The sequence below is a fragment of the Streptomyces sp. NPDC048734 genome, from assembly GCF_043198675.1.
Lineage (GTDB): Bacteria > Actinomycetota > Actinomycetes > Streptomycetales > Streptomycetaceae > Streptomyces.
In genome coordinates this window covers 1-11,979 of record NZ_JBICUZ010000027.1, presented here as the reverse complement: position 1 = coordinate 11,979, position 11,979 = coordinate 1, and the positions used below count along the sequence as shown (strand labels likewise).

The 11,979-nt window shown below is 71.1% G+C and carries 12 protein-coding genes; 3 read left to right on the top strand and 9 right to left on the bottom strand.

All coding sequences use genetic code 11. From position 1 onward, the window contains the following. Positions 1-159 precede the first annotated feature (159 nt). Positions 160-438, bottom strand: a complete 279-nt coding sequence (locus ACGFQC_RS35160; RefSeq protein WP_363088881.1) for a glutaredoxin family protein — start codon at positions 436-438, stop codon at positions 160-162. Between the two features lie 130 nt (positions 439-568). Between ACGFQC_RS35160 and ACGFQC_RS35155 the strand changes: the two genes are divergently transcribed. The 3 genes from ACGFQC_RS35155 to ACGFQC_RS35145 all read left to right on the top strand — a co-directional run bounded on the left by ACGFQC_RS35155 (position 569) and on the right by ACGFQC_RS35145 (position 4,180). Next, the gene (locus tag ACGFQC_RS35155) at positions 569-1,471 is read left to right on the top strand and encodes an HAD-IB family hydrolase (RefSeq protein WP_363088880.1); all 903 of its coding nucleotides are present in this window, start codon (positions 569-571) and stop codon (positions 1,469-1,471) included. 388 nt (positions 1,472-1,859) lie between these two features. Beyond that, a complete protein-coding gene (locus ACGFQC_RS35150; RefSeq protein ID WP_363088879.1) occupies positions 1,860-2,693 on the top strand; it encodes an ECF subfamily RNA polymerase sigma factor, BldN family in 834 nt (277 codons plus the stop codon). Between the two features lie 260 nt (positions 2,694-2,953). Continuing rightward, positions 2,954-4,180 (top strand): DUF5667 domain-containing protein, encoded by a 1,227-nt coding sequence (locus tag ACGFQC_RS35145; RefSeq protein ID WP_363088878.1) that lies wholly within the window; start codon positions 2,954-2,956, stop codon positions 4,178-4,180. A gap of 267 nt (positions 4,181-4,447) precedes the next feature. Here ACGFQC_RS35145 and ACGFQC_RS35140 read toward each other — a convergent pair whose 3' ends face one another. The 8 genes from ACGFQC_RS35140 to ACGFQC_RS35105 all read right to left on the bottom strand — a co-directional run bounded on the left by ACGFQC_RS35140 (position 4,448) and on the right by ACGFQC_RS35105 (position 11,845). Continuing rightward, entirely contained in the window at positions 4,448-5,530 is a 1,083-nt protein-coding gene (locus ACGFQC_RS35140) for a lysophospholipid acyltransferase family protein (RefSeq protein WP_363088877.1), read from the bottom strand. Between the two features lie 14 nt (positions 5,531-5,544). Beyond that, a complete protein-coding gene (locus tag ACGFQC_RS35135) occupies positions 5,545-6,606 on the bottom strand; it encodes an NAD-dependent epimerase/dehydratase family protein (RefSeq protein WP_363088876.1) in 1,062 nt (353 codons plus the stop codon). A 288-nt stretch (positions 6,607-6,894) separates the two neighbouring features. After that, positions 6,895-6,993 (bottom strand): 30S ribosomal protein bS22, encoded by a 99-nt coding sequence (locus ACGFQC_RS35130; protein WP_003948845.1) that lies wholly within the window; start codon positions 6,991-6,993, stop codon positions 6,895-6,897. A gap of 155 nt (positions 6,994-7,148) precedes the next feature. Next, entirely contained in the window at positions 7,149-7,361 is a 213-nt protein-coding gene (locus ACGFQC_RS35125; RefSeq protein WP_004984898.1) for a helix-turn-helix domain-containing protein, read from the bottom strand. 134 nt (positions 7,362-7,495) lie between these two features. Further along, a complete protein-coding gene (locus ACGFQC_RS35120) occupies positions 7,496-8,293 on the bottom strand; it encodes a phosphatase (RefSeq protein ID WP_363088875.1) in 798 nt (265 codons plus the stop codon). A gap of 480 nt (positions 8,294-8,773) precedes the next feature. Beyond that, positions 8,774-9,946: an acetoin utilization protein AcuC gene (locus ACGFQC_RS35115; protein WP_363088874.1), complete on the bottom strand. Its 1,173-nt coding sequence runs from the start codon at positions 9,944-9,946 to the stop codon at positions 8,774-8,776. Further along, positions 9,897-11,123 (bottom strand): MFS transporter, encoded by a 1,227-nt coding sequence (locus tag ACGFQC_RS35110; protein WP_363088873.1) that lies wholly within the window; start codon positions 11,121-11,123, stop codon positions 9,897-9,899. Before ACGFQC_RS35110 ends, ACGFQC_RS35115 begins: the two co-directional genes overlap by 50 nt. A gap of 77 nt (positions 11,124-11,200) precedes the next feature. Continuing rightward, positions 11,201-11,845, bottom strand: a complete 645-nt coding sequence (locus ACGFQC_RS35105) for an HAD family hydrolase (RefSeq protein ID WP_363088872.1) — start codon at positions 11,843-11,845, stop codon at positions 11,201-11,203. Between the last annotated feature and the right edge of the window lie 134 nt (positions 11,846-11,979).

The following is an 11,979-nucleotide window of genomic DNA, read 5'->3' as shown; positions in this document are numbered from 1 at the left end:
GGTCACGCACCCCCGGCGCCTTCGCGGGGAACCGGCGCGGACCCGCGCGCGCTCCTTGATTATCGGGGGCAAAACCGCACACTCTCCTCACGAATCCCGCCCCCGAGATCTGGTCACCATCGATCCTAAGCGACTTTTCGCCACACTTGGACTGTCCGGTCAGTTCCCTGTGAGTTCCGCGCGCAGCCGTTCCTCGTTCACGCGCCAGAAGGTGTGCTGCCGCCCGTCCACGAGCACGACCGGGACCTGCTCCCAGTACTGCTCGTGCAGCCGCGGGTCCTCGGTGATGTCCCGCTTCTCCCACGGCACGCCGAGATCACCGCACACCTTCTCGATCACCTCCTGCGCGTCGTCGCACAGATGACATCCGGGCTTGCCGATCAAGGTCACGAGCCGGTCCCGCGGAGCGGGGCCCTTGCGGCGGAAGAGGGGACTCATGTCGGCCATTCTCCCGCGCGCCCCGCACGGGCGTCAGGACGCCTTCCTTAACGACACGGCCGCGCAGTGTTCACACCCTCCGAACCCCGCGGCCGACGGAACCTCCGGGCGGAATGGCTATGCTCACGCCATGGCCGCTCTTGGATGGCTCACCCCCCGTAGGCGCTCCGCCACGGCGCGGAGCGTGTTGGCAGGCGAGGCCTCGGCCGAGGCCGCCCGCAAGGACGTCTCGGCACAGGAACCGCAGTTCCCCGTGCAGGGCGACGACCTGGCCGCCGCGTTCTTCGACCTCGACAACACGGTGATGCAGGGCGCCGCCCTCTTCCACTTCGGCCGGGGCCTGTACAAGCGGAAGTTCTTCGAGACCCGCGACCTGGCCCGGTTCGCCTGGCAGCAGGCGTGGTTCCGGCTGGCCGGCGTCGAGGACCCCGAGCACATGCAGGAGGCCCGCGACTCGGCCCTGTCGATCGTCAAGGGCCACCGGGTGGCCGAGCTGCAGTCGATCGGCGAGGAGATCTACGACGAGTACATGGCCGAGCGGATCTGGCCCGGCACCCGCGCCCTCGCCCAGGCCCACCTGGACGCGGGCCAGCGGGTGTGGCTGGTCACCGCGGCCCCCGTGGAGATCGCCCAGGTGATCGCCCGCCGCCTCGGCCTCACCGGCGCCCTCGGCACGGTCGCCGAGTCCGTCGACGGCGTCTACACGGGCAAGCTGGTCGGCGAACCTCTGCACGGCCCCGCGAAGGCCGAGGCGGTCCGCGCCCTGGCCGCGGCGGAGGGCCTGGACCTCTCCCGCTGCGCCGCCTACAGCGACTCCCACAACGACATCCCGATGCTCTCCCTCGTCGGCCACCCCTACGCGATCAACCCCGACGCCAAGCTCCGCAAGCACGCCCGCGAACTCGACTGGCGGCTGCGCGACTACCGCACGGGCCGCAAGGCGGCGAAGGTCGGCATTCCGGCGGCGGCGGGCGTGGGCGCGGTGGCGGGCGGCACCGCGGCGGCCATCGCGCTGCACCGCCGCCGCCGCTAGCCGCTGCCCCCGGCGGGCGGCCGCCGGTGCGACCGTCCAACCGCGGTCACGCCGCTCACCCGGACGGGCAGCCGCGGCGAAACACGGCCAATCCCGCCGCCGTACGCCCGCACGCCCCCGGCCAGCCCAGTTGTCTGCGCACCGCCACAACATGCCCCCGTCCGGCCGAAAACACGAACCTTTCCGATCAACAAACGGTCACCCTGAGCAACCCGAATGGGCGTCAACAGGCTACGGAAGCGACGCAACCGGTGAATTGAGCAACTGGGTGTAGCAGGGCCTGCACGAAGCGTTATTCTCCTCAGACGCATTCCGGTACCCCTCCGTCGCTACGACGGGTGAAAGGTTCCGCACTGCACGTGATGGAAGCTCTGCCTCTGGGAGTCCCGTGTACCCACACGTCGGGGTTGACGCCTCGGGCCTGGCTACGCTGCGCGCAACGGTCGCTACGGTCCAGGACCTGTTGCGCGGCTTCGTCCCCACCGCGTACGCCGTCCCCGCCTTCGCCACCGTCGAGCCCGTGGGCCCGTGCTACGCACTGGCCGACGGCCTCGAGCAGGTGCCGGCGCGCGGCACCGTCGCCGAGGGGCGGCGGTCGGGCGACGGACGGGCGGGCGGCAGACGCGGACACGTGACCGGCGCGACCACCGCCCGCCGACCGGCCGCCGACAGCGACAGCGCCCGCATGATGGACCTCGTCGAGCGGGCCCAGGCCGGCGAGGCCGACGCGTTCGGGCGGCTCTACGACCAGTACAGCGACACGGTGTACCGGTACATCTACTACCGCGTGGGCAGCAAGGCGACCGCCGAGGACCTGACCAGCGAGACCTTTCTGCGCGCCCTGCGCCGGATCGGCACCTTCACCTGGCAGGGCCGCGACTTCGGCGCCTGGCTCGTCACCATCGCCCGCAACCTCGTCGCCGACCACTTCAAGTCCAGCCGCTTCCGGCTGGAGGTGACCACCGGCGAGATGCTCGACGCCAACGAGGTCGCGCGCTCCCCGGAGGACTCCGTCCTGGAGTCCCTCTCCAACGCCGCCCTGCTGGACGCCGTACGACGGCTCAACCCGCAACAGCAGGAATGCGTGACCCTGCGCTTCCTCCAGGGCCTCTCCGTCGCCGAGACCGCGCGGGTCATGGGCAAGAACGAGGGCGCCATCAAGACCCTGCAGTACCGGGCCGTCCGCACGCTCGCCCGTCTCCTGCCGGACGACACCCGCTGACCCGGCACCGGCCGCCCCCGCCCCCACCCCGCCTACTGTCGGCGACATCAACTCACGTTCAGTGAAAGCCCGTTGACTTCTCCATCCGATCATCCGCCGTCCGTAACCCAAGTGCCGCGCCAGTCGTTGTGCGGGATACAGGCTCCCTGTGGTCACGTCCTGGCCGGCCTCGATCACTCGTTCGCGTGGAAGCGGTCGAGGGCGTGCAACCCTCAGGACCCCCGAGGAGTCGACCGTCATGACGAGAGGAGGTGCCGCCAGTGATCGCGAACGTATCGGCGCACCGGCGGGCGAACGCCTTCGCCCAGGCCCTGGAGGAGCAGTCCGACCGGGGCACGGCGGCCGAGCAGACCGAAGGACCACCGCCGGCCCCGGCAGCCGCGGGCCAGACCGAGCAGGGCCGGATCCTGGCCCTCGCGACAGGTCTCGCCGAGCTGCCCAGACCGGAGATGGACCCCGAGGTCAAGGTCGTCCAGCGGGCGCAGTTGGTCGCCGCGATGGAGGCCATGCTTCAGGCGGGCACCATGGGCGAGGCGACGGACCGTTCGGTGCCGGAACAACGCACCGTCCGGGCGCGGGGTGCCCACAGGGCGACGCCGCTGGGCAAGTTCCGTCCGCGGACACGGCTCGCCAAGGGCCTCACCGCGGGCGGCCTGAGCGTCGGCGTGGCCGCCGGCGCCTTCGGCGGGGTCGCGGCCGCGAGTTCCGACGCCCTCCCCGGTGACTCGCTCTACGGCCTGAAGCGCGGCATAGAGGATTTCAAGCTCAACTACCTCGCCGAAGGCGAGAGCGAGCGCGGCCAGGCCTATCTCGACCAGGCCTCCACCCGGCTCAGCGAGGCCCGCAGGCTCATGGAGCGCGGGCGCGGCGGCGCCCAGCTCGACCACGAGTCCGTCGGCGAGGTCCGCCGCGCCCTGTCCGGCATGCGCTACGACGCCTCCGAGGGCCACCGCCTGCTCCACGAGGCGTACGAGCGCGACCCGGACTCCCTCGGCCCCATCCAGGCCCTGTCCACCTTCTCGCGCTCGCACCGCGAGGTCTGGGGCGCCCTGCGCGACCGGCTCCCCGTCCAGCTCGGGGACGTCAGCCGGCAGGTGTCGTCGGTGTTCGACGCCATAGACGAAGAGGTCGCCCCGCTGCGCTCCCTGCTGCCCCAGCCCCCGGCCCCAGGCGGCGGCCAGGGCAGCGGACAGGGCGCCGGCCCGACGTCCCCCGGCCCGTCGGGCACCGGCCGCTCGACCACGCCCAGCGCGGGCGGCGGCTCCCCGGCCACCGGCAGCCCCGACAGCGGCGGCCCCAGCAAGTCGGCCGACTCCGGCGAGGACGGCCTCCTCGGCGGCGACACGGGCGGCCTGCTCGACCCGCCGCAGGAGACCGGCACCTCGTCCCCGTCCACGACCCCGACCACCGAGCCGGACGTCACGCTGCCGCCCCTCCTCCCCGGCCTCCTGCCGGGCCTGGGCATCGACAGCGAGGACGCGGGCTAGCGAGACCTCCGCACGGGTTCGTACGGCCTCGTACGGCGGTGGGGGCGACCTTCTCAGGAAGGTCGCCCCCACCGCCGTAGGCATGTACGCATCCGGCTCAGAAGAACACCGAAGACTCAGAAGAACACCGACCGCCTCTGCACCAGCGACTTGACCCCTCCGTCTGCCGCACTCGCACTGCTACGCAGGCTTCGCACAGCTGCGCCGGACTCCGCCCGGCGACCTCACCCACCGTCCCCCAGACGCCGCACCTCAGCGGGACAGCACTCAGAAGAACACCGACCGCCTCTGCACCAGCAACTTGTAGAGCGTGTGCTGGATCTGTTCCCTGACCTGGTCCGTCAGGTTGAACATCAGCATCGGGTCCTCGGCCGCCTCCGGCGGATAGCCGTCCGTGGGGATCGGCTCGCCGAACTGGATCGTCCACTTCGTGGGCAGCGGGATCGCGCCGAGCGGGCCGAGCCAGGGGAACGTCGGGGTGAGCGGGAAGTACGGAAAGCCGAGCACGCGCGCGAGCGTCCTGGCGTTGCCGATCATGGGGTAGATCTCCTCGGCCCCGACGACCGAGCAGGGGATGATCGGGGCGCCCTGCCGCAGCGCCGTCGACACGAAGCCGCCCCGGCCGAACCGCTGGAGCTTGTAGCGCTCGCTGAAGGGCTTCCCGATGCCTTTGAAGCCCTCCGGCATCACCCCGACCAGCTCGCCCTGCGCCAGGAGCCGTTCGGCGTCCTCCGAGCACGCCAGGGTGTGCCCGAGCTTGCGGGCCAGCTCGTTGACGACCGGCAGGACGAACACCAGGTCGGCGGCGAGCAGCCGCAGGTGACGGCCGGCCGGGTGCCGGTCGTGGACGGCGACCTGCATCATCAGCCCGTCCAGCGGCAGCGTCCCCGAGTGGTTGGCGACGATCAGCGCACCGCCGTCCGCCGGGATGTTCTCGACGCCCTTCACCTCCACCCGGAAGTACTTCTCGTACACCGGGCGCAGCAGGGACATCAGGACCTGGTCGGTCAGCTCCTGGTCGTAGCCGAAGTCGTCGACGTCGTAGTCACCGGTCAGCCGGCGGCGCAGGAAGGACAGCCCGCCGGCGATCCGCCGCTCCAGGCCGCCGTCGCCGTCGCCGTCCGGCCGCGGCGGCTGTTCCTCACCGGTCACAGGAACATCATCCTGCGGAACGGCCCTGGTGGGCAGGGCCTGGACCGCACCGGCCTCAGCGGCCTCACCGATCTCACGGACCGGCGCCGGTTCGCCTGTCCCGCGCCGGTTCCCCGCGCCGCGGCGCCGCGACGGCCGCTGCACGGCACCCCCGCGGGACCGGTCGTCGTCGAACGGAATGACCTTGGCGTCCGCCATCGTTGATGCGCTCCTCAGTTGGCGCTCTGCGTCGGGGGGTGGCCGCCGCCCGCGTGGGGCAGCGCGGCGATCCGGTCGACGACCCCGGCAAGGGTCTCGGGGGGCAGGAGCCCCGGCCCCTGACTGTGTGCGAAGTCCGCGAAGGTCTCCGCGGTGGTGTACCTCGGCGTGAATCCCAGCGTCTCGCGCATCTGGTCGGTCGCCACGGCCCTGCCGTGCGTGAGCAGCCGGATCTGCTCGGGCGAGAAGTCCGTCATGCCCAGCGTACGCACCAGGGTGCCCGCCCAGGTGACGGCCGGCAGCAGGAGCGGGACGGTGGGCCGGCCGAGCCGCCGCGAGCACTGCGACAGCAGCAGCACGCCGTCGCCGGCGATGTTGAAGGTGCCGCTGTTGAGCGTCCCCCGCCGGGGTTCGTGCGAGCCGATCCTCAGCACCTCGATCACGTCGTCCTCGTGCACGAACTGCAGGCGCGGGTCGTAGCCGAACACGGTCGGCAGGACCGGCAGCGAGAAGTACGAGGCGAGCGGGGTCTCCGCGGTCGGGCCGAGGATGTTGGCGAACCGCAGCACGCACACGGCGACGTCGGGCCGACGCCGGGCGAATCCGCGGACGTACCCCTCGACCTCCACGATGTCCTTGGCGAACCCGCCGCTGGGCAGCGACTTGGCCGCGGTGGTCTCGGTGAACACGGCGGGATCGCGGGGCGCGGAGCCGTACACGTTGGTGCTGGACTTCACCACGAGCCGCTTCACGTTCGGCGACTTCTGGCAGGCGCCGAGCAGCTGCATCGTCCCGATGACGTTGGTCTCCTTGACCGTGGTCCGGCTTCCGCTGCCGAGCGCGGTGGCCGTCACGTCCAGGTGGACGACCGTGTCGGCACCGGTCTCGGCGAGGACCCGCGCGATGGTGGGCTGCCGGATGTCGGCCTGGACGAAGTCCGCGCCGCCGAGATGGTGTTCGGGCCGCACGGCGTCCACCGCGATCACCCGGTCCACGTCCGGGTCACGCTGGATCCGTCGTACGAACCGGCCCCCCAGCTGACGGGCCACCCCGGTCACCAGCACGACCTTGCCCAAGATCAGCGCCTTCCTTCCGCACTAGGTCCGGTCCTACCCTGCCGCACCGACCACCTTGCCGGGTTCCCCGCTGCGGGCCAACTTAGCGGGTCGGTGTCGCGCTGTGACGACCGCCCGATGCGCCACGTGACGGCACCGGCCGGTCGTACGACAGGATCAGCCACGCGCCCGTCCGGGCACACGCACGGGGTTCGGCCCGCCGCACGGGAAGCCGACATGCGTGTGGCCCCCCAGCCGGTAACCGGCTGGGGGGCCACACCACGCTTTCGCGGCTCGCGTCGAGCGAACTTACTTCTTGTTACGACGCTGAACGCGCGTGCGCTTGAGCAGCTTGCGGTGCTTCTTCTTGGCCATCCGCTTGCGCCGCTTCTTGATAACAGAGCCCACGACTACCCTCGCTCACTTCTCATCACTCGGTGCTGGGCGCCATGGGCCCATACGACCTACGAGGGGCTAGCCTACCCGCCCGAGCGCTGAGGTCGTAATCGAGGCGGCGGAGGGACCCCGAAGTGCCCGGTGACGCGGATCCCCCCGCCCTGCCGTCAGGCGGTTTCCACCCCCACGTAGCTCTCGCGGAGGTACTCGTGAACCGCTTGCTCCGGGACGCGGAAGGACCTTCCGACCCGGATCGCGGGCAGATGACCGCTGTGCACCAGCCGGTACACGGTCATCTTCGACACTCGCATCACCGAGGCGACTTCCGCCACGGTAAGGAACTGAACCTCGTTCAGAGGCCTCTCGCCAGCTGCAGCCATGACACACCTGAACCTTCCGCACTCGACTCGACGGCCACCGGCTTCCCCTTCCGGTGACTCTTCGTCGCTGCGTGCTCACTCCCCAATGTAGGGGCGGGTGATGCGAGTGGGGAAGAGGTGCACCCATCGGCGGCCTACTGTGACAGACACGCCCGATCGAGTACGTAGTGGGTGAGCGGCAGGTAGTAACCGGCGCGCGCGCCGTCATCAAGCGGAACGGCGACGGACACGACCCCCTCGGCCTGCCCGACGAAGGGCGCGGGATCGTCGCTGTCCGCCGGCCCGATCGCCTCGAACCCCAGTTGACCTGCTCCGCAGACCCAGCCGTGGTCCCCGATCACCAGATCCGGCAACGGCCCGCCGGCCTCCGCGGCTGCCGCCAGCGCCAGTCGAACCGGGAGGGGTGAGTGCGTGTGCACGCCGGTCGCACCACCGGGGCGCTCGGCTCCGGGTTCCCGCACCAACCCGACACCGCGTACGTAGGCGAGGTGGTGCGTACGTAGACCGAACCGGGTCGTTATGTCGACACAGCGACCCTGCGCCGGGGTGAGAACAACACATCCCGCCGCCGACAGGGCGTCTGCGATCCCTGCGTAGAAGCCGATCAGCCGGTGCGGATGCCCGGTCCCGAGCAACACGGCCCCACCACGCTGGGCAACCACGGCGAGCCGCTCGGCGAACGCGTCCAGCGCGAGAAGCGTCAGCCCGGGATCGATCACATCATGCCCTGAAGTGTGCTCCGGATCGGCCGAAACCCCACACCTCTCCGCCATGAGCGAGATCAACTCCCGCTCCGACCACACCCCTTCGGGGTCGATCCCGATCAACACCCGAGGGTCCCGAGCCGCGAACGCCCGGTACCGCCGAAGACTCCCCTCCCGCTCGGTCCCCACCACTCCCGCCAGCCCCACCCGAACCAGGTACTCCGCCATACCGCCCCGACTCAACACCCCGAAATCCTCCCGAACACCCCCCTCCCCCACCCCCCGAACCACCCGAGGCCCCCACGGTCGGCGTAAGACCGTCCCCCCATGGCGGGAAAACTGGGCGCGGGGCAGTGCCGGGGCCTCTGACGGCTGCTCGGGGCAGAGCCCCCGACGAAGGCGCTGGGACCGGTCGCGCCACCGGGGCCCCCGGACCGGCACCCCCGCAAGGGCACTGGGGCCACCACCCCTGGCAGGTCCAGGGGTGAGCCCCTCGTCGGCTCTCAAAACGGGACGGGCCCCCCTCACGGAGTGCCAGGGCAGGGCGGCCCCCCACACAGGACACAGGGCCGGCCCCTCACAGGGGCGCAGGGGACGGAGTCCCCGCCGGGACCAGGGGCGGAGGCCCTGATGGGGTCGGAGGGGCGAAGCCCCTGGGGACGCGGGAACAGGCAAGGGCGGCGGGGGCGAAGCTTTCACCCCCACCCCTTAGGCCAGCAGCCCCCGCAACGGAAACGCCGCCCGCCGAGTCGCCAGCACCGCCTGGTCCAACCGGTCGGCAGGGTCGTACCCCTCCTCCCAGGCCCCCCAGGACACCGGCCACCGCCCATCGGTCATCCGCATCGGCCCCAACTGCCGCGTACGGGCGAACACCTCGCGCCGCCACCCCTCGGGAATCACCGTCTCCGGCACCACGGGCCGCCCCGCCGCGATCCCCACCAGATGCGTCCACGACCGCGGCACCACCTCCACCACCGCGTAACCGCCACCCCCCAACGCGACCCACTTCCCCCCGGCGTACTCGTGCGCCAGCTCATGACAGGCGACCTGCACAGCCCGCTGCGCGTCCAACGACACCGCCAGATGGGCCAGCGGATCCTCGAAATGCGTGTCCGCCCCGTGCTGAGTGACCAGCACATCCGGCTGGAAGTCGGCGACCAGCTCCGGCACCACGGCGTGGAACGCCCGCAGCCACCCCGCATCCCCCGTCCCCGCCGGCAGTGCCACGTTCACCGCAGCCCCCGCCCCGTCCCCCGCCCCGGTCTCCTCCGGCCACCCGGTCTGCGGGAACAGGGTCCGGGGATGCTCGTGCAGCGAGATCGTCAACACCCGCGGGTCCTCCCAGAAGGCCGCCTGCACACCGTCCCCGTGATGCACGTCGACATCCACGTAGGCGACCCGCCGGGCCCCCAGCTCCAGCAAACGCGCGATGGCCAACGACGCGTCGTTGTAGACGCAGAACCCCGCAGCACCCCCGGGCATCGCATGGTGCAGCCCGCCCGTGAAGTTCACCGCGTGCAGCGCGTCCCCCCGCCACACCGCCTCCGCCGCCCCCACGGACAGCCCGGCGATCAACGAGGACACCTCGTGCATCCCGGCGAAGGCCGGATCGTCCACCGTGCCGATCCCGTACGACACGTCCGCCGCCCGCGGATCGGCGGAGGCGGCCTTCACGGCCCGGATGTAGTCCTCCCGGTGGACGAGCCGCAGCGTCGAGTCCCCCGCCGGCTTGGCGGAGACGATCTCCACCTCCCGGTCGAGTCCCAGGGCGTCGACCAGTCGCCGGGTCAGGGCCAGCCGTACCGGATCCATCGGATGGTCCGGACCGAAGTCATACCCCGTTACTGCCTCGTCCCACATCAGCTGTGCGCGGCCGCTCATGCCCGCCACCGTATCGGTCGGGTTGAGGCGTGAACGACCTGGCGTACCCGAACGTCACCAGCACCAACACCATCGGCACAGCCATCGCACCCCGGTAGCTCCACGCGTCCCCCAGCGCCCCGACCAGCGGCGAACCGATCAGGAAGCCGACGTAGTTGAAGACATTGAGCCGGGCGACGGCCGCGTCCGAGGCCCCCGGGAACAGCTTCCCCGCCGCCGCGAACGTCTGCGGCACCAGCACACACAGCCCCAGCCCCACCAGCGTGAACCCACCCGTCCCCGCCCAGGGCCCCGGCGCGACGGCCACCACCGCGAACCCCGCCGCCGCCACCGACGCCCCCACCCGTACGACCGCGACGGCCCCGTACCGCCGCACCCCGAGGTCCCCGATGGCCCGCCCGAGCAGCGTGGTGACCATGTAGACGTTGTAGGGGACGGTCGCCAACTGCTCGGAGCTCCCGAGCACGTCCTGGAGGTACTTCGCGCTCCAGTTGGACACGGTCGAGTCCCCGATGTAGGCGAAGGTCATCACCAGGCACAGCGGCAACAGCGCCTTGAAGACGACACCCCCGCTCCGCTCCACCTCGTCCGCCTCGAGGACGGCCTCGCGTCCGCCGCCGTCCGCGTCGACGTACCACCGGCTCCCCACCAGCACGACCGGCAGCAGCACCAGCACCACCGGCAGATACGACACCCACAGGGCGAGATGCCAGTGCGCCCCGGCCCACGCCAGTGAGGCCCCCACGATGCCGCCGAGGCTGTACACCGCGTGGAAGCCGAGCATGATGCTCCGCCCGTACCCGCGCTGGAGGCTCACCCCGAGCATGTTCATCGAGGCGTCCAGCGCTCCCACGGCGAGCCCGAACAACGCGAGCGCGATCCCCAGTTCGGCCATCCGCTCCCCGGCCCCCACCCCCAGCAGCGCGAGCAGCACGACCGGCTGGGACCAGCGCAGCACCCGGCTGGGCGGTATCCGCTTCACGAGCCGTTCAGTGGCCACGCTCCCCACCCCGGCCAGGATCGGTACGGCGGCGAGGAAGACGGGCAGCAGCGCGTCGGAGACCCCGTACCGGTCCTGGATGGCCGGGATCCGGGTCACGAGCAGCGCGAAGGCGACGCCCTGGGCGAAGAAGCCGAACGCCAACGAGGCCCTACCGCGCCGCAGCACTTCTGTCATGGCGGCGAGCGTAGGGCCCCGGCGTACTCGTGGGTAGATCCAGCCAAAGGTGAATTCCCCTCAGCTCTGCCGCGGGCTCACCTCAGCAGGTCGGCCAACTCCCCCATGCCGGCGAAGAGTCCGGTGGCACCGGCGAGCTTCGCGGCCGGCGTCATGGCGGTGAACCCGTACACGTCCATCCCGGCCGCCACGGCCGCCCGCACACCGAGCGGGCTGTCCTCGACGACCACACACCTCTCCGGCGCAACTCCCATCCGCTCGGCCGCGTACAGGAAGAGGTCCGGCGCCGGCTTGCCCTTGCCCACGTCCTGCGCACTGAAGATGCGCGCGTCCTCGAACCACCGGTCCAGCCCGGTCGCCCGGTGCCCCACCCGTATCCGCTCATGGCTCCCGGAAGAGGCGACACAGTACGGCACCCCGTCCGCGGCGAGCTTCTCCAGCACATCGGTCACCCCGGCCACGGGCCGCAACTCCCGCTCGAACGCGGCGAACACCCGGGCGTGAAAGACATCGTCGAAGTCCGCCGGCAACCGCTGCCCGGTCCGCTCCAGCACCAGGTCGTGGATCCGGTGCATGGCGGACCCCATGTAGTCCCGGATGGAGTCCTCGTACGAGGTCGGGTGCCCGAGTTCCGTGAGGTAGGCGGCCAGCAGCCGGTTGGAGATCGACTCACTGTCGACGAGCACACCGTCATTGTCGAAGACGACCAGGTCGTAGCGCATGACTCGATCCTAGAACGCGAAAAGCTCCCGGAACGCAGAAAACCCCCGTGCCATTGGCACGGGGGTTTCCCGGAATGATTGTTCGGCGGCGTCCTACTCTCCCACAGGGTCCCCCCTGCAGTACCATCGGCGCT

Bases quoted from the DNA above. Each gene is read 5' to 3' on its own strand.
- ACGFQC_RS35125 (WP_004984898.1), bottom strand. From the start codon at position 7,361: ATGGCTGCAGCTGGCGAGAGGCCTCTGAACGAGGTTCAGTTCCTTACC.
- ACGFQC_RS35105 (WP_363088872.1), bottom strand. From the start codon at position 11,845: ATGCGCTACGACCTGGTCGTCTTCGACAATGACGGTGTGCTCGTCGAC.
- ACGFQC_RS35155 (WP_363088880.1), top strand. From the start codon at position 569: ATGGCCGCTCTTGGATGGCTCACCCCCCGTAGGCGCTCCGCCACGGCG.
- ACGFQC_RS35115 (WP_363088874.1), bottom strand. From the start codon at position 9,946: ATGAGCGGCCGCGCACAGCTGATGTGGGACGAGGCAGTAACGGGGTAT.
- ACGFQC_RS35140 (WP_363088877.1), bottom strand. From the start codon at position 5,530: ATGGCGGACGCCAAGGTCATTCCGTTCGACGACGACCGGTCCCGCGGG.
- ACGFQC_RS35110 (WP_363088873.1), bottom strand. From the start codon at position 11,123: ATGACAGAAGTGCTGCGGCGCGGTAGGGCCTCGTTGGCGTTCGGCTTC.
- ACGFQC_RS35120 (WP_363088875.1), bottom strand. From the start codon at position 8,293: ATGGCGGAGTACCTGGTTCGGGTGGGGCTGGCGGGAGTGGTGGGGACC.
- ACGFQC_RS35160 (WP_363088881.1), bottom strand. From the start codon at position 438: ATGAGTCCCCTCTTCCGCCGCAAGGGCCCCGCTCCGCGGGACCGGCTC.